The organism is Ramlibacter sp., from assembly GCF_028292805.1.
Classification (GTDB): domain Bacteria; phylum Pseudomonadota; class Gammaproteobacteria; order Burkholderiales; family Burkholderiaceae_C; genus Ramlibacter.
Genome location: NZ_JAQGLS010000224.1, coordinates 24702 through 41432, shown reverse-complemented (window position 1 = coordinate 41432; position 16731 = coordinate 24702). Strand labels below are relative to the sequence as shown.

At 68.1% G+C, this 16731-nt stretch carries 14 protein-coding genes and 2 pseudogenes; 13 read left to right on the top strand and 3 right to left on the bottom strand.

The features are described from left to right. Positions 1 to 52: 52 nt before the first annotated feature. The 6 genes and pseudogenes from JWP65_RS14340 to JWP65_RS14315 all read left to right on the top strand — a co-directional run. Positions 53 to 370: pseudogene (locus tag JWP65_RS14340) on the top strand (NADH-quinone oxidoreductase subunit L); the annotation flags it as partial. 19 nt (positions 371 to 389) lie between these two features. Continuing rightward, a complete protein-coding gene (locus tag JWP65_RS14335) occupies positions 390 to 1862 on the top strand; it encodes an NADH-quinone oxidoreductase subunit M (protein ID WP_299764859.1) in 1473 nt (490 codons plus the stop codon). 22 nt (positions 1863 to 1884) lie between these two features. Then, positions 1885 to 3372, top strand: coding sequence for an NADH-quinone oxidoreductase subunit NuoN (nuoN, locus tag JWP65_RS14330; protein ID WP_299764857.1), 1488 nt, complete (start codon positions 1885 to 1887; stop codon positions 3370 to 3372). 13 nt (positions 3373 to 3385) lie between these two features. Further along, positions 3386 to 3688, top strand: a complete 303-nt coding sequence (locus JWP65_RS14325) for a DUF2818 family protein (protein WP_299764855.1) — start codon at positions 3386 to 3388, stop codon at positions 3686 to 3688. A 2-nt stretch (positions 3689 to 3690) separates the two neighbouring features. Then, a complete protein-coding gene (locus JWP65_RS14320) occupies positions 3691 to 4278 on the top strand; it encodes an NUDIX domain-containing protein (RefSeq protein WP_299764853.1) in 588 nt (195 codons plus the stop codon). Beyond that, positions 4275 to 4727: a DUF1178 family protein gene (locus JWP65_RS14315; RefSeq protein WP_299764851.1), complete on the top strand. Its 453-nt coding sequence runs from the start codon at positions 4275 to 4277 to the stop codon at positions 4725 to 4727. The genes JWP65_RS14320 and JWP65_RS14315 overlap by 4 nt, the downstream gene beginning before the upstream one ends. A gap of 46 nt (positions 4728 to 4773) precedes the next feature. Here the strand turns inward: JWP65_RS14315 and JWP65_RS14310 are convergent, their stop codons facing one another. Continuing rightward, complete coding sequence (locus tag JWP65_RS14310; protein WP_299764849.1) at positions 4774 to 6546, bottom strand: ABC transporter transmembrane domain-containing protein; 1773 nt, start codon at positions 6544 to 6546, stop codon at positions 4774 to 4776. Positions 6547 to 6733: 187 nt separating this feature from the next. On the opposite strand from JWP65_RS14310, the gene JWP65_RS14305 reads away from it, so the two are divergent. The 3 genes from JWP65_RS14305 (at position 6734) to JWP65_RS14295 (ending at position 9336) form a co-directional block, all read left to right on the top strand. Continuing rightward, positions 6734 to 7315: a hypothetical protein gene (locus JWP65_RS14305; RefSeq protein ID WP_299764847.1), complete on the top strand. Its 582-nt coding sequence runs from the start codon at positions 6734 to 6736 to the stop codon at positions 7313 to 7315. Between the two features lie 115 nt (positions 7316 to 7430). Further along, entirely contained in the window at positions 7431 to 8870 is a 1440-nt protein-coding gene (locus JWP65_RS14300; protein WP_299764845.1) for an NAD-dependent succinate-semialdehyde dehydrogenase, read from the top strand. An 85-nt stretch (positions 8871 to 8955) separates the two neighbouring features. After that, entirely contained in the window at positions 8956 to 9336 is a 381-nt protein-coding gene (locus tag JWP65_RS14295) for a response regulator (RefSeq protein WP_299764843.1), read from the top strand. Between the two features lie 20 nt (positions 9337 to 9356). Here the strand turns inward: JWP65_RS14295 and JWP65_RS14290 are convergent, their stop codons facing one another. Both JWP65_RS14290 and JWP65_RS14285 read right to left on the bottom strand, forming a co-directional pair. Next, complete coding sequence (locus JWP65_RS14290; protein WP_299764841.1) at positions 9357 to 9728, bottom strand: cupin domain-containing protein; 372 nt, start codon at positions 9726 to 9728, stop codon at positions 9357 to 9359. A gap of 74 nt (positions 9729 to 9802) precedes the next feature. After that, entirely contained in the window at positions 9803 to 11863 is a 2061-nt protein-coding gene (locus JWP65_RS14285) for an ATP-binding protein (protein WP_299764839.1), read from the bottom strand. 210 nt (positions 11864 to 12073) lie between these two features. On the opposite strand from JWP65_RS14285, the gene JWP65_RS14280 reads away from it, so the two are divergent. The 4 genes and pseudogenes from JWP65_RS14280 to JWP65_RS14265 form a co-directional block, all read left to right on the top strand. Further along, the gene (locus tag JWP65_RS14280; RefSeq protein ID WP_299764837.1) at positions 12074 to 12868 is read left to right on the top strand and encodes an alpha/beta hydrolase; all 795 of its coding nucleotides are present in this window, start codon (positions 12074 to 12076) and stop codon (positions 12866 to 12868) included. Positions 12869 to 12872: 4 nt separating this feature from the next. Further along, entirely contained in the window at positions 12873 to 14408 is a 1536-nt protein-coding gene (locus JWP65_RS14275) for an ATP-binding protein (protein ID WP_299764835.1), read from the top strand. Continuing rightward, positions 14405 to 14752 (top strand): hypothetical protein, encoded by a 348-nt coding sequence (locus JWP65_RS14270; RefSeq protein WP_299764833.1) that lies wholly within the window; start codon positions 14405 to 14407, stop codon positions 14750 to 14752. Before JWP65_RS14275 ends, JWP65_RS14270 begins: the two co-directional genes overlap by 4 nt. A gap of 1040 nt (positions 14753 to 15792) precedes the next feature. After that, positions 15793 to 16713 (top strand): annotated as a pseudogene (locus JWP65_RS14265) (IS256 family transposase); the annotation flags it as partial. Positions 16714 to 16731 lie beyond the last annotated feature (18 nt).

Here is a 16731-nt window from a genome sequence, read left to right as displayed (position 1 = left end):
GAACTGGCTGTAGAGCGGCAGCGTGACCAGCAGGCTCACGATGGCGCCGATCAGCGCGATCCAGCGCCGCGTGCAGCCGCTCTACAAGCTGCTGGACAACAAGTACTACATGGACTGGTTCAACGAGAACGTGCTCGCGCCGGCGGCGCGCGGCCTCGGCCGGGGCCTCTGGAAGGGTGGCGACGAGGCCGTCATCGAACGCGTGTTCGTCAACGGCAGCGCGCGTCTCATCGGCAAGTTCGCCGGCGTGATCCGCTGGGTGCAATCCGGCTACATCTATCACTACGCCTTCGCCATGCTGCTGGGCGTGGTCGTGCTCATGACGTACTTCGTCAGCTGGCCCATGGTCCAAGAGTGGCTGAAGAAGTAGGGGAACAAGAACAATGAACATGGGACTCCTGAGCCTCGCGATCTGGACGCCGATCGTCTTCGGCTGCGTGCTGCTGGCCTTCGGCCGCGACGACCAGGCGCGCACCGTCCGCTGGGTGGCGCTGATCGGCTCGCTCCTCGGTTTCCTGGTGACGCTGCCGCTGTATGGCCGCTTCGACACCGGCACCGCCGCGATGCAGTTCGTCGAGAAGGCGCCCTGGATCGCGCGCTTCAACGTCAGCTACCACCTGGGCCTGGACGGCATCTCGTTCTGGTTCGTGCTGCTCACCGCCTTCATCACCGTGGTGGTGATCATCTCGGCGTGGGAGGTGATCACCGAGCGCGTCAACCAGTACATGGGCGCCTACCAGATCATCTCGGGGCTGATGATCGGCGTGTTCTGCGCGCTCGACGGCAACCTGTTCTATACCTACTTCGAAGCGACGCTGATCCCGATGTACCTGATCATCGGCATCTGGGGCGGGCCCAACAAGATCTACGCGGCGTTCAAGTTCTTCCTCTACACGCTGCTCGGCTCGCTGCTGATGCTGGTGGCGCTGGTGTTCCTGTACTCCAAGTCGGGCGGCAGCTTCGACATCCTGACCTGGCACAAGCTGCCGCTGTCGGGGCTGTCGCAGACCTTGCTGTTCTTCGGCTTCTTCGCCGCTTTCGCGGTGAAGGTGCCGATGTGGCCGGTGCACACCTGGTTGCCTGACGTCCACGTGGAAGCGCCCACCGGCGGCTCCGCCGTGCTGGCGGCCATCATGCTCAAGCTGGGCGCCTACGGCTTTCTGCGCTTCTCCATGCCGATCGCGCCGGACGCCGCGCGCGAGTGGGCCTGGCTGATGATCGCCCTGTCGCTGACGGCCGTGATCTACGTCGGGCTGGTGGCGATGGTGCAAAAGGACATGAAGAAGCTGGTGGCCTATTCGTCGGTCGCCCACATGGGCTTCGTCACGCTCGGCTTCTTCATCTTCAACGACCTCGGCACGGTCGGCGGCATCGTGCAGATGATCGCCCACGGCTTCGTCTCGGCCGCCATGTTCCTGTGCATCGGCGTGCTGTACGACAGGATGCACTCGCGCATGATCGCGGACTACGGCGGCGTCGCCAACACCATGCCGAACTTCACCGCCTTCGCCGTGCTGTTCTCCATGGCCAACGCCGGCCTGCCCGGCACGGCAGGCTTCGTCGGCGAGTGGATGGTGATCCTGGGCGCCGTGAAGTACAACTTCTGGATCGGCGCGGGCGCCGCCACGGCGCTGATCCTGGGCGCCTCGTACTCGCTGTGGATGGTCAAGCGGGTCTACTTCGGCCCGGTCGCCAACGACAACGTGCGCGCGCTCACCGACATCGGCGCGCGCGAGTTCCTGATGCTGGGCCTGCTGGCCGCGGCCGTCCTGTACATGGGCATCCACCCGAAACCCTTCACCGACATCATGAACGTGTCGGTGGCCGACTTCCTCAAGCACGTCGCGGCCAGCAAGCTGTGACCGGGCAGCGAGCAATTTCAAAATGATCGACAAACTGAGCCTGATCGTCGTCTCGCCCGAGATCCTGCTGCTGGTGATGGCATGCATCGTGGCGCTGGTCGACCTTGGCGTGAAGACCCGCCTGCGCAACCTGACCTACTGGCTCACCATGGCGACGCTCGCCGTGGTCGCCTGGTTCAGCGCCGACTTCGCCATGCGCGGCGACACGCTGTACGCCTTCAACAAGATGGTGGTCAGCGACCCCATGGGCAACTGGCTCAAGTGCTTCTCCGCCATCGCCATGATGGTCTGCCTGGTGTACGGCCGCCCGTACGCGGGCGACCGCGACATGCTGCGCGGCGGCGAGCTGTTCACGCTGGCGATGTTCTCGCTGCTGGGCATCAACGTGATGATCTCGGGCAGCAACTTCCTGGTGATCTACCTGGGGCTGGAGTTGCTCACGCTGTCCAGTTACGCGCTGGTGGCGCTGCGGCGCGACAACGCCACCGCCAGCGAGGCGGCGATGAAGTACTTCGTGCTGGGCTCGATGGCCAGCGGTTTCCTGCTGTACGGCCTGTCGATGCTGTACGGGGCCACCGGCTCGCTCGAGATCGAGACCGTGTTCAAGGTCATCGGCACCGGTCAGGTCAAGCCGACCGTGCTGGTGTTCGGCCTGGTGTTCATCGTCGCCGGGCTGGCCTTCAAGCTGGGCGCCGCGCCGTTCCACATGTGGATCCCGGACGTCTACCAGGGCGCGCCCACGGCGGTCACGCTGATGATCGGCAGCGCGCCCGAGCTGGCCGCGTTCGCGATCGCGATCCGGCTGCTGGTCGAAGGGATGATCCCGCTGGCGGTCGACTGGCAGCAGATGCTGGTGGTGCTGGCGGTCGCCTCGCTGTTCATCGGGAACCTGGCGGCCATCGCGCAGACCAACCTCAAGCGCATGCTGGCCTATTCGACCATCGGCCAGATGGGCTTCGTGCTGCTGGGCCTGGCGTCCGGCGTGGCCAACGGCAACACGCTGAACGCCCAGGCGGCTTACAGCGCGGCGATGTTCTACGTCATCACCTACGTGCTGACCACGCTGGCCAGCTTCGGCGTGATCTTGCTGCTGGCCCGTGAAGGCTTCGAGTCCGACGAGATCGCCGACCTGGCCGGCCTGAACCAGCGCAGCCCGCTGTACGCCGGCATCATGGCCATCTGCCTGTTCTCGCTGGCCGGCGTGCCGCCGCTGGTGGGCTTTTACGGCAAGCTGGTGGTGCTGGACGCGCTGATCGCGACCGGCAGCGGGTTCTACCTGGGCCTGGCGATCTACGCCGTGCTGATGTCGCTGGTGGCGGCCTTCTACTACCTGCGGGTGGTCAAGGTGATGTACTTCGACGCCCCCATCACCGCCACCACCGTCACCGCGCCGCTGGACGTGCGGGTGGTGCTGACAGTCAACGGCGCCCTGGTGCTGATCCTGGGCATCCTGCCGGGCGGCCTGCTGACGCTGTGCGCGCAGGCGATCCTCAAGACCCTGGGCAGCTGATGCCCACCCCGTGATGTCGCAGACCGCTTCCATCTGGCTGGTGATCGTGCTGGCGTTCGCCGCGGCCAACCTGCCCTTCGTGAGCCAGCGGCTGCTGGGGGTGGTCAGGCTGGCGCGCGGCAAGTCGCTGCCGGTGCGGCTGCTCGAACTGGTGGTGCTGTACTTCGTGGTCGGCGGCGTCGGTATGCTGCTGGAGCAGAATGCCGGCCAGATCGCCCCGCAAAAGTGGGAGTTCTTCGCCATCACCGGGGCCCTGTTCCTGACCTTCGCTTTTCCCGGCTTCGTGTGGCGTTACCTCGCCAAGCACAGGAAATAACCATGGGCGACGACAGCCACCTGATCGAGGAAACCACGGAGCGGGAGGAAATCCTGCGTGGCGGCTTCCTGCACGTCGTGCGTGACACGGTCAAGCTTCCCAACGGCCGTTTCGCCACCCGTGAGTACGTGCTGCACCCGGGCGCGGTGGCCGTGGTCCCCATCCTGGACGACGGCCGGCTGGTGCTGGAGCGGCAGTACCGCCATGCGGCCGGCGGCGTGATGATCGAGTTCCCGGCTGGCAAGCTCGATGCCGGCGAGCTCGCCCTGGCTTGCGGCCGGCGCGAGCTGCTGGAGGAAACCGGCTACGTGGCGCGCGAGTGGGCCTATGCCTTCACGATGTATCCCACGGTGGCGTACTCGGACGAGGCCATCGAGATCTGGTTCGCCCGCGGCCTGGAACTCAAGGGTGCGCAGCTGGACCAGGACGAGTTCCTCGACGTCTTCACCGCCACCCCCGACGAGTTCCTGGGCTGGTGCCGCGACGGCAAGGTCGCCGATTCCAAGACCCTGGCCGCGGCGCTGTGGGTGCAGAACGTGATCGCCGGCACCTGGAAACTCGACTGGCAGACCCCATCTGTGGCTGCATGAAGGTCCTCAACCTGCAATGCGCGTCCGGTCACGGCTTCGAAGGCTGGTTCGGCTCGGAAGACGACTTCCAGGACCAGCTGGCGCGCGGGCTGCTCACGTGCCCCCTGTGTGGCGACGCGCAGGTGGCCAAGCTGCCGAGCGCGCCGCGCCTGAACCTCGGCGCGCCGGCCCCGGACGGCAAGCCGGTCGCGCAAAAACAGGAAGTGATGGCCACGCCGGACGCCACCATGCAGGCGGCGCTGATGAAGATGGTGCGCCACGTGCTGGCCAACACCGAGGACGTGGGCGAGCGCTTCGCGGAGGAAGCGCGCAAGATCCATTACGGCGAGACCGGCGAGCGCGGCATCCGCGGCCAGGCTTCGCGCGAGGAAACCGAGGCGCTGCTGGAAGAGGGCATCTCGGTGCTGCCGCTGCCGGTGCCCAGGGGCCTGAAGGGGCCGTTGCAATAGGCACAGGGGCCAGGGTCTTGGGAAAGACCAAACCCTGACCACCGGCCTAAACCATGAACTGCAGCCCCGCCAGCCGCGCATAGAGGCCGCCGGCCGCCATCAGTTCGTCGTGCGTTCCCGACTCGACGATCCGCCCGTGGTCCAGCACCACGATCCGGTCGGCCTGCTGCACCGTGGCCAGCCGGTGCGCGATCACCAGCGTGGTCCGGTTGCGCATGGCCCGCTCCAGCGCCGCCTGCACCATCCGTTCGCTTTGCGCATCCAGTGCGCTGGTGGCTTCGTCCAGCAGCAGCAGCGGCGGGTTCTTGAGCATGGCGCGGGCGATCGCGATGCGCTGGCGCTGGCCGCCCGACAGGCGCACTCCGCGTTCGCCCAGGAAGGTCTGGTAGCCCTCAGGCAGCGCCAGGATGAAATCGTGGGCAAAGGCGTCGCGCGCCGCCGCCAGCACCTCCTCGTCGCTGGCATCCGGCCGGCCGTAGCGGATGTTCTCCATAGCGGAGGTGGAAAACACCACCGGCTCCTGCGGCACCACACCGATGCGGCCGCGCAAGTCCTGCAGCCGCAGCGAAGCGATAGCCACGCCATCCAGCGCGATGCCGCCTTGCTGCGGATCGTAAAAGCGCAGCAGCAGCTGGAACACCGTGGTCTTGCCGGCCCCGCTGGGGCCGACCAGCGCCACCGTCTCGCCGGGCCGCACCGACAGGTTGAAGTCCGCCAGCGCCGGCGTCGCCGGCCGCGAGGGATAGTGGAAACGCACGCCTTGCATCGCCACCGCGCTGCCGGCGCCGACCGCTGACAGCAAGGCAGGGTGGGCCGGCGACGTGACCGGCGAGCGGCTGGCCAGCAGCTCCATCAGGCGCTCGGTGGCGCCGGCCGCGCGCAGCAGCTCGCCGTAGACCTCGCCCAGCACGGCCACGGCGCCGGCGAAGATGCCCACGTAGAGGGCCGCCTGCCCGAGCTGGCCGGCGGTGATCTGGCCGCGCAGCACGCCCTCGGTGCCCTGGTACAGGCCCCACAGCATCAATGCGGCGTTGGCGATGATCACGAAGGCGACCAGCACGGCGCGGGCGCGGGTGCGGCGCACGCCGGTGCGGAACGCGTGTTCCGTGGCGAGCCGAAAGCGCTGGGCCTCGCGCGACTCGGCGGCGTAGCTTTGCACCACCGGCACCGCGTTCAGCACCTCCGCCGCGATCGCGCTGGAGTCGGCCACCCGGCCCTGGCTGGCGCTCGACAGGCGCCGCACCCGGCGCCCGAACAACATCGCCGGCAACACCACCAGCAGCAGCACCAGCAGCACGATCGACATCACGTAAGGGTGCGTCGCCACCAGCATGACCAGCGCGCCGACGCCCATCACCAGGTTGCGCAGCCCCATCGAGAAGGACGAGCCGACCACGGTCTGCACCAGCGTGGTGTCGGTGGTCAGCCGCGACAGCACCTCGCCGGTCTGGGTGCGCTCGAAGAACTCCGGGCTCTGCTCCAGCACGTGCGCGTAGACTGCGGTGCGTACGTCCGCCGTCACCCGCTCGCCGATCCAGCTGACCAGGTAGAAGCGACCGGCGGAAAACAGGCCCAGCGCCACCGCCACCCCGAACAGCATGAGAAAGTACTGGCGCAGCGCGACCAGCCGGTTGCCGGCCTGGCCGCTGAGGCCTTCGTCGATCATCCGCCGCAGCGCCACCGGAAACAGCAGCATTGCAACCGCGGCCAGCAGCAGGAAGACCACCGCCAGCAGGATCTGGGCGCGATAAGGCCGCACGAACGGCAGCAGGCCCGACAATGACCTGGGGGATCCGGCGGGCGTGGGGATGGTTGGCATCGCCCGCAGTGTAGTGATTGCGGTGGTTTTTCACGGTCGGCAGCTCAGGGTTTCCCCCGGCCGTCTGCTTTTGACTACCCTGGGGAGGTCGCCTGCACCGTGCGTCGGCGTTCCCCAGGTCCGAACCTGGACTGACCCGGCCCTGGTGTTCCGCATGCGCATGGAGGCAAGAGAGAGTTTTTTCGACATGGCAGGCAGCGACTCCAAACCACCGGCTTCCGGCACGCTCGACTTGTACGCGCGCGGCGACGCCATCCCGGTCCCCGAGGCCAAGGAGACCAGCGGCGATTCCGCCTGGGCCTTGTTCTCCGAGATCTCGCGCCAGCACGACAACCGCTTCGCCGACACCGCGCCGGCCTCCGTCGGCGCCAGCTTGTCGGCCAGCGAGGCGGCCGGCTGGGCCAAGACGCGTCCCTTGAGCAACAGCGTGAGCGGTGCCTTGCGCGGTGCTCGCCGGGCCGAGCAGCAACCCCTGTTCTCGCTGGAGTCCGCCATGCTGGTGGCACGCCGCAACAACCGGGTTTGCCCCCGGCCCGAGCGCTGGGTCCAGTTCTTCGCACTGCTGCCACCGCGCAAGACCCTGCGCGGCTCGCAGATGCCGCCGCCGCCGGTGACCGGCCAGGCCTGGAGCGTCACCCCGCCGCTGACCAAGCGGCTGTGCTTTCGCGAGCAGGTCGAGTGGGCCAACCGCGAAGGCGTGCTGGAAAGCGCAATGGCGTTCATGCAGGCCTTGCCCGAAGAAGACTGGCTGCACATGGGCGAGGATTGAGTGATCCGCTCCGCATGCGCGGGTGGCGAAGCCGCCCCTGATGGCGTCGCATAATCGCGAGTGAGCCGGGCCTGTTGCTCCGGCGCCGAACCGCGCACTGCGCACGAGGACCGCGATGACCTACCCCAACACCCAGCTCTTCATCAACGGCGAATGGCAGGACGCGGCCGACGGCCGCAGCCTGGCCGTCTTCAATCCGTCCACCGGCAAGGAAATCGGCCGCGTGGCGCATGCCGGCAAGGCCGACCTGGACCGCGCGCTGGCGGCCGCCCAGAAGGGCTTCGAGACCTGGCGCGACATGACCGCCGCCGACCGCAACAAGATCATGCGCAAGGCCGCCGGCCTGATGCGCGAGCGGGCCGCCGAGATCGCGCCGCACCTGACGCAGGAAAACGGCAAGCCGCTGGCCGAGGCCAAGGGCGAGGCCATGGCCGCGGCCGACATCATCGAATGGTTCGCCGACGAAGGCATGCGCGTCTACGGCCGCATCGTGCCGTCGCGCTGGAACCTGGCCGTGCGCCAGATGGTGCTCAAGGACCCGGTCGGCCCGGTCGCCGCCTTCACGCCCTGGAACTTCCCGATCAACCAGGTGGTGCGCAAGGTCGGCGCCGCGCTGGCCGCCGGCTGCTCGATGCTGGTCAAGGCGCCGGAGGAAACCCCGGCCGGCCCCGCCGCCCTGGTCAAGGCGTTCGCCGATGCCGGCCTGCCGCCCGGCGTGCTCGGCCTGGTCTACGGCGACCCCGCCGAGATCTCCAGCTACCTGATCCCGCACCCGGTGATCCGCAAGATCACCTTCACCGGCTCGACCCCGGTGGGCAAGATGCTGGCAGGGCTGGCCGGCCAGCACATGAAGCGTGTGACGATGGAATTGGGCGGCCACGCCCCGGTGATCGTGGCCGAGGACGCCGACATCGCGCTGGCGGTCAAGTGCGCCGGCGCCGCCAAGTTCCGCAATGCCGGCCAGGTCTGCATCGCGCCCACGCGCTTCCTGGTGCACGAGAGCATCCGCAACGAGTTCGCGCAGGCGCTGGCCAAGTACGCCAGCGGCCTGAAGGTGGGCGACGGCCTGGCCGAAGGCACGCAGATGGGCCCGCTGGCCAATCCGCGCCGCCTCACGGCAATGGCCGAGTTCCATGAAGACGCCGTCAAGCACGGGGCGCAGGTGCTGGCCGGGGGCAAGCGCATCGGCGACACCGGCAACTTCTGGGAGCCGACGGTGCTCATGGACGTGCCGCTGGGCGCCAAGGTGTTCAACGACGAGCCGTTCGGCCCGGTGGCCGCCATCCGCAGCTTCAACACGCTGGATGAAGCCATCGCCGAAGCCAACCGGCTTTCGTTCGGGCTGGCCGGTTATGCCTTCACCAAGTCGCTCAGGAACGCCGACCTGCTCTCGCGCAAGGTGGAAGTGGGCATGCTGTGGATCAACATGCCGGCCATGCCCAGCGCCGAGATGCCGTTCGGCGGCATCAAGGATTCGGGCTACGGCTCCGAAGGCGGGCCGGAGGCGCTGGAGGCGTACCTGAACGCCCGCGCAGTTTCCGTCATGAACGTCTAGCCCAGGATTGGCTGGCCTCCTACAAGGCCGGTTCACGCGACAGGAGAGGATGCACTGGTCAACAACAACATCGGTGCGTGCCAACGTGAAGGTCTTTCTCGTCGAGGACAACATCGTGATCCAGGAGCAGGTGCGGCAGACCCTGGAGGCCGTCCCCGGGGCGCAGGTGGTGCAGGTCGCCGCCTCGGCCCAGCAGGCCGGCGACTGGCTGGCCGCGCATCCGGACGACTGGGACCTGGCGCTGGTCGACCTGTTCCTGGCCAAGGGCCACGGCTTCGAGGTGCTGCGCCACTGCCGCGACCGCAAGCCGCACCAGCGCGCCGTGGTGCTGTCCAACTACACCCGTGACCCGGTGCGCGCGCACGCCGCGCAAGCCGGGGCCGACGCGGTGTTCGACAAGACCTTCGACATGGAGGCGCTGGTGGCGTACTGTCAGGAGCTGAGCCGGGACGTGGCAACGCACTAAGCGGGCTGCTCCCTCTTGTCTCAGGCGCGCTGCGAGCCCGATCCGCCGCCGTCTCCCGCATCGCCGCCGTGCAGCAGCAGCGTGACCAGCACCGCGCAGTTGGTGCGGGCCCGCAGCCCATGCTGCTGCCCGGCCGGCAACACGACCACGCTGCCTGCGCCCAGCCGCCGGACGCCCGAGCCCATGACCACCTCGACTTCGCCTTCCAGGCAGTGGATGGTGCATTCCTCGTCGACGTGGTGCTGCGGCTGGTCCTGGTGCGCCGCCAGCACCATGTGCAGCAGCTGGATGCGGTCGGTCTTGATCAGGCTGGTGCTGACCGATTCGGCCAGCTTCTCGCCCAGTGGGGCGACGTTGATCACGTCGAGGTGTCGCGCATGCGGCAGGGCCATCGTTTTGCATCCCGCGGTTTGTGGAAACCCGATCATCCCGCAAACCGCCCCGGCGCCGTGTAGGACTGCTGCCGTCAGCCGGCCGGCGCCGGTTGCCGTCGTGGCCAGGCGGCCGTGTAGCGCGCCAGCGCCTGCAGCAAGGCCTGCGGCTCCAGCGGCTTGGTCAGGTGGGCGTCGAAGCCGGCCTGCGCCGTGCGGGCGCGGTCGCGCTCGGCGCCCCAGCCGGTCAGCGCCAGGATGAAGGCGCGGTCCAGCCGCGGCAGGCGGCGCAGGCGGCGGCAGACCTCGACCCCGTCCATGCCAGGCAGGCCCAGGTCGAGCAGGACTACCTGCGGATCGAAGGCGGCGGCGCGTTCCAGCGCCTGCGGGCCGTCGCCGGCGCACGCCACCTCGTAGCCCAGGCTCTCGAGCAAGGACACCAGCATCTCGCGCCCGTCCACGTTGTCCTCCACCACCAGCACGCGGGCCGCCGTGCCCGCCGCCGTCCCGTCCCTGGTGCAGGCCTCGGGCGCCGCGGCGACAGCGGCGGCCAGCGGCAGGCGCACGGTGAAGGTGCTGCCCGCGTCCAGGCCCGCGCTGGACGCGGTGATGCTGCCCCCGTGCATCTCCACCAGCGTGCGCACCAGGGACAGCCCGATGCCCAGCCCACCCTTGGCGCGGGCCGCGCTGTGCGGCAGCTGCGTGAAACGCTGGAACAGCAAGCACTGGTCCTGCGGCGGGATGCCGATGCCGTTGTCGGCCACCTCCAGCACCACCGAGCCGCCTTCGCGCTGCGCCGACAGGCGGATCTCCCCGCCGTCGGGTGTGTACTTGGCGGCGTTACCCAGCAGGTTGCCCACCACCTGCACCATCCGGGTGGCATCGGCGTCGATGCACAGGTCGTCGGCCGGCAGCTGCAGCAGCAGCCGATGCCGCGCCGCTTCGATGGCCGGCCGTGCCGCCTCCAGTGCCTGCTCCATCACGTCCGCCACGCGCAGGCGCGCGCGCTGCAGCTGGATCAGGCCGCGGTTGATGCGCGACAGGTCCAGCAAGTCGTCGATCAGCCTGGCCATCTGGGTCACCTGCCGGTCGATGACGTCCTGGGCCCGCGCCGCCTGGGCCGGGTCGCGGGCGCCGCGCAGGATGGCGGTGGCGTACTTGACGGGCGCCAGCGGATTGCGCAGCTCGTGCGCCAGCGTGGCCAGGAATTCGTCCTTGCGCTGGTCCTGCTCGCGCAGCATCGCGGCGTCCCGCACGCGCTCGATGTGGGCCCAGCAGCGCTCCACCACCTCCTGCACCAGCGCGACTTCCTGCTCGGTCCAGTCGCGCGGCGTGTCCTGGTGCACCGCCATCATCGCCACCAGCCGATCGCCCTTGACCAGCCCGGCGCAAATGATGGCCTTGATGCCGATGGCGTTGAACATGCGGCCGCCGCTGTCGTCGCCCAGCTCACGGTCGATGTCGCGCACCAGCAGGTGCCGGCCGCGCCTAAGCCTGGAGGTGGCTTGCGGGCCGAACAGGTCCAGGGCATAGACCCCGGCGCTGCTGGCGATGCCGGCGGCCGTCCAGTCGTTGCGGACGGTGAAGCGGTTGCTGTCCGCGTCGACGTCCGCATAGGCGCAGCGGCTCGCGCCCAGGTACTCGCCCAGCAGGCGGGCGGTGGTGGCCATCACTTCGGTGGCCTCGGTCTGGCCCCGCGTGGCCTGCCCGAGCTGGTCGAGAAAGCGGAAGCGCTCCTCGCTGCGGCGCAAGGCGACCTCCGCCTGCCGGCTGGCCGTGACGTCGACACTGACGCCGACCCACTCGCGCAGCAGCTTGCCCTCGAACACCGGCGCGCCCTGCGCCAACACCTGGCGATAGGCGCCGTCGGCACGGCGCAGCCGGTAGCTCATCTCGACCACGGCGCGGGACTGCACGGCGGCCCGCCAGGCGGCGAGCATGTCCGCGCGGTCGTCGGGGTGGATGGCATCGACCCAGCCCCAGCCGAAGTACTGCGCCTCGGTCTGGCCGGTGAATGCTTCCCAGGACGGATTGCCATGCCGGACCGAGCCGTCAGGGGCGGTGTGCCACACCACGGTCGAGGTATGGGCAGCGAGGGTGCGCAAGCGGACGGAGCCGGCGCGCAATTGGTGCCGGGCTTGCTGGAAGGGGAGCATCCAAAGATGATTGCACCGGACTGCGCGCGCACCTTGACGCCATCCGGCCGAGTTGGCGTGGGCGATTGACCCGACCGTCGCGTCGCAAGAAGGAATTCGGAACCGAAACCGCGGTGCTGGCGGGTGTAGGACAAGTTCTACAAATCAGCGCGGCACCCTGGCCGCGGGCATACGGCTGGGCATACTCATTGCCCTCTGGAGGAACAAGCGATGTCCGTCTTGAAGCGCAACAACGTGATGGTGCAAGGCACCGGCCAGCCGATGGTGTTCGTGCACGGCTTCGGCTGCGACCAGCACATGTGGCGGCTGCTGGCACCGCACTTCGCCGACCGCTACCAGGTGATCCTGCTGGACTTGGTGGGCAGCGGCAACTCCGAGCTGTCGGCCTACGACAAGGAGCGCTACGGCACGCTGCAAGGTCACGCCGACGATGTCTGCGAGGTGCTGCGGGAGGTGGCGCAGGAGCCGGCCATCTTCGTCGGCCATTCGGTCAGTTCCATGATCGGCCTGCTGGCCAATCTGCGCTGCCCGCAGATGATCGCTGCCCAGGTGATGGTGGGGCCGTCGCCCTGCTACATCAACGACGGCGACTACTTCGGCGGCTTCGAGCGCGGCGACATCGACTCGCTGCTCGAGTCGCTGGAGAGCAACTACCTGGGCTGGTCGAGCAACATGGCCCCGGCCATCATGGGCGCGCCGGACCAGCCAGAACTGGGGCTGGAGCTGACCAACAGCTTTTGCCGCACCGACCCCGAGATCGCCAAGCACTTCGCCCGCGTCACGTTCCTGTCGGACCACCGGCGCGACCTGCCGCGGCTGCAGGCGCCGACGCTGATCCTGCAATGCAGCGACGACCTGATCGCCCCGGTGGCGGTGGGCGAGTACATGCACAAGGTGATTCCCAACAGCAAGCTGCGGGTGATCGACAACGTGGGCCATTGCCCGCACCTGAGCGCGCCCAGCGCCAGCGTGGAGGCGATCGAAGAGTTCCTCGCCGGGACCTGAGGCCATGCAATCGGCCGGGCTGCCCGGCGCCGAAGGGCTGTACGACTCCGCGCCTTGCGGCCTGCTGGTGGCCGGCGACAAGGGGCACCTGCTGCACGTGAACCGCACGCTGTGCCGCTGGTTGAAATACGAGCCGGCCGACTTGCTCGAGCAGATGCGCTTCCAGGACCTGCTGACCATGGGCGGGCGCATCTTCCACCAGACCCACCTGGCGCCACTGCTGCGCATGCAAGGCTCCGTGGCCGAGGTGAAGCTGGACCTGCGCCGCAAGGACGGCGTGACCGTCCCGGTGATGCTCAATGCCGTGGAGCGGCACTGGGACGGCCAGCAGATGCTGCATGCGTCGGTGTTCCTGGCCGAGGACCGGCACAAGTACGAAGGCGAGCTGCTGGCACAGCGCCGCCGCGCGGAAGACCTCGCCGCCCGCCACGCCGAAGGCCAGCGCGCGCTGGCGCTGGCGCAAGAGCGGCTGCGGCTGGCGCTGGAGTCGGCCGACCTGTACGGCTGGGACCTCGATCCGGCTACGGGCGAGCGCCGCTACGAGGAGGGCGTGGGCCGGCTGCTCGGGCTGGCGGCGACCGAACGCGTGGACGCCGCGCGCTTCATGGAAGCGATCGCACCCGATGACCGGCCCATCGAGGCGGCGGCCCTGGGCATCGCCTTGCTGTCCGACGGCGACGGCACCTACCGCTGCCGCTACCGCCTGCGCGGCGCGGACGGCGCCGAGCGCGTGGTGGCGTCGTCGGGCCGCGCATTCTTCGAAGGCGGGCGGCTGATCCACTTCACCGGCATCCTGCAGGACGTGACCGACGCCGTGCGGCGGCACGCGGAAGCGCAGGACCGCGCGCTGTTCGCCGAACAGATGGTGGGCATCGTGAGCCACGACCTGCGCAACCCGTTGTCGGCCATCGACATGAGCGCGCAGCTGCTCACGCGCACACCGCTGTCGCAGCAGCAGCGCCTGGTGGTCGACCGCGTGCTGCGTTCGGCGGGCCGGGCGCGGCGGCTGATCTCGGAACTGCTGGACTTCACGCAGGCGCGTGTGGGACGCGGGCTGGCGGTGCGCAAGGAACCGCTGGACCTGCATGCGCTGGCCAGCGAAGCGGTCAACGAGCTGTCGATCGCTTTTCCGGACCGCACCATCCGGCACGTGCAGTCCGGGCCGGGCAGCGCCGCCGCGGACGCCGACCGCATGGCCCAGGCGCTGGGCAACCTGGTGGGCAACGCGGTGGCTTACGGCGCGCCGGACCGTCCGGTGACGGTGAGCACCGGCAGCAGCCTGGGCGTGTTCCGGCTGAGCGTGCACAACGAAGGCGCGCCGATCCCGGCCGACCTCATCCCGCGCCTGTTCGAGCCCATGGTGCGCGGCGACGACCAGAACGTCGGCGGGCGCGGGGTCGGGCTGGGCCTGTACATCGTGCGCGAGATCGCGCGGGCCCATGGTGGCACGGTGCATGTCCAGTCGAAGGAAGGCGAGGGGACGACGTTCACGGTGGCGGTGCCGGTGGGGGAGACGGCCAGCGCCAAGAGCCCTGGATGAGGGAAACCAGCCGGGCCCGGGCGGCCGCTGCCGGCGTCGGCTGCGCGCTGTTGTCCATCGCCCTGGGCACCAGCGGCATGCTGCTGGTCATGGCCATGTACTGGATGCTCGGCTCCACGGCGGTCGCCTTCGGCTTCGGCGCCGCGGTGCGGGCACTGCTGGACAGCCCCGAGCTGGAGTCCAGGTCGATGAAGGCCATTGCACGCGCGGCGCAGGACATGAGCCGGACCAGGGTCTATCGGCGCACGGCGGTGGCGGTTTACCTGTACATGGCGGGGATGCTGTTTTCGGTTGGGGCGGTGGGGACGATCCTGGTGGTGAATCTGGTTTTTCTCCGCGAGTGAGGTGCGGGGAAGGCAGGATGGCGGCGCCTCGCGCCGCCTCGCCGGTGGATGCACGCCGCCCAAAGGCGCATGACTGGCGCGGCGCTGGTGGACCGCCTGGCGTGCGGGCGATCGGCCGCGTGTCCATCCAATCCATGCCGGCCTTTGCCAGGCGCGCTCGACGCGCGCGTCGTTGAAGCAGGAAGCCACGCTCGGCGCCCTGGTTTTCGCATCACCTGGCGCACCGGGACGTGCAAGAAATTCCCTGCAATCGAGCACTTGCGCGGCGGACCGGGCGCGCGCAGCAGCCCGGGGGATCGATGCAGGCGGCAGTTTTGCTGATTCTGTTCCGCTCGTCGGAGCAGCGGATTGGCCGGCCTGGCGGGAACCGGATATAACTCAGCAACTTGCGAGGGCGGCGGAGGAACTATGGCTTGGTCGAGAAAGTGTTATTTCACGCGAGCGCGGTTGAAGTCACGTTAGATCTCATGAACCAGGTCCAGCTTTTCCGCAAGGACGAAAAGCGCACATTCTTTGCTCACCACATGCAGCGCAGACCGCGCTGGCCGTAGAGGGGTTGGCGAACGCTGTGGGATCTCGTGTCGCGACAGATTACCCAACGTTCGAACGTCTCCGGCCGCACGAGAAGTTAGATTCTCTCGTTGCGAGGCTGAAGATATCCCGGAACGGCGACAGTGAGCCATGGACTACGCTCCAATTTCTTGGGGGTTTTCGGAACGACATTGCGGATCCCAAGCCTGAGGTCGTGACAAAAGAGAGTGTCTTGCCTGAGGTAGGTTTGACGAAGACTTCTTTCCGGATCCCGCTGTCTGCGCTCGAACGCGAGCTCACAGTCGGGAAGGCGAAACGTGCATTCGTGGCGGTGCGCGAGTTGAAGGGCCTTTCTGGCGGATGCGATGTTGCCAGAGGATAGTGTCGGCATCTACGCTGATACGTGGCACGGAAGTACCTCGCCGCATGAGATGAGCCTGTCCTGAATTTTGTGTTCGAGGCACAACATGACCGAGAGGACCAGTTATGCCCAGCAAGACAAAGTTGAAGAACGCCGCCATCGCGGCGACAAGATCATCGCCATGTACGCCCGCGGCATGACGATGCGCGAGATCCAGGGTTTCCTGCTGGAGAGCTACGGTGTGGAGGTGTCGCCCGAGTTCATCAGCTCGGTCACCGAGGCGGTGATGGCCGAAGTCACGGCCTGGCAGTCGCGCCCGCTGGAGCCGATGTACCCGGTGGTCTTCTTCGATGCGCTGCGCGTGAAGATCAAGGAAGACGCCGTGGTGCGCAACAAGGTGATCTACTTGGCCCTGGGCGTGCTGCCCGACGGCAGCCGCGACATCCTGGGCCTGTGGATCGAAGGCACCGAGGGTGCCAAGTTCTGGATGAAGGTGTTCAACGACCTGAAGACTCGCGGGGTCGGCGACATCCTGATTGCCGTCACCGACGGCCTCAAAGGCATGCCCGAGGCGCTGGCGGCGGTGTTCCCGGCCACCACCCTGCAGACGTGCATCGTGCACCTGATTCGCAACAGCCTGGATTACGCCAGCTGGAAGGACCGCAAGCTGCTGGCTGCGGCAATGCGGCCGATCTACACGGCCGCCAGCGCGGAGGCCGCCGAAGCTGAGCTGCACGCCTTCGAGCGCGGCCGCGGGGCCAGAAATTCCCCCACCGTCGTGGCTGCCTGGCGTCGGGCCTGGAGCCACGTGATCCCCTTCTTCGCGTTCCCGCCGCAGATCCGCCGTGTGATCTACACGACCAACGCGATCGAGAGCATCAATTCGCAGTTGCGCAAGATCATCAAGAGCCGAGGCCACTTCCCCAGCGACGACGTGGCCAGCAAGTTGCTCTGGCTGGCGCTGCGAAACATTACAGCCGACTGGGGGCGCGCCGCCAAGGATTGGAAGGAAGCCATGAACCAGTTCGCGATCCTCTACGAAGACCGATTCACCAAGCCCGCTGTTTAAGATGCACCGACTTGCCCA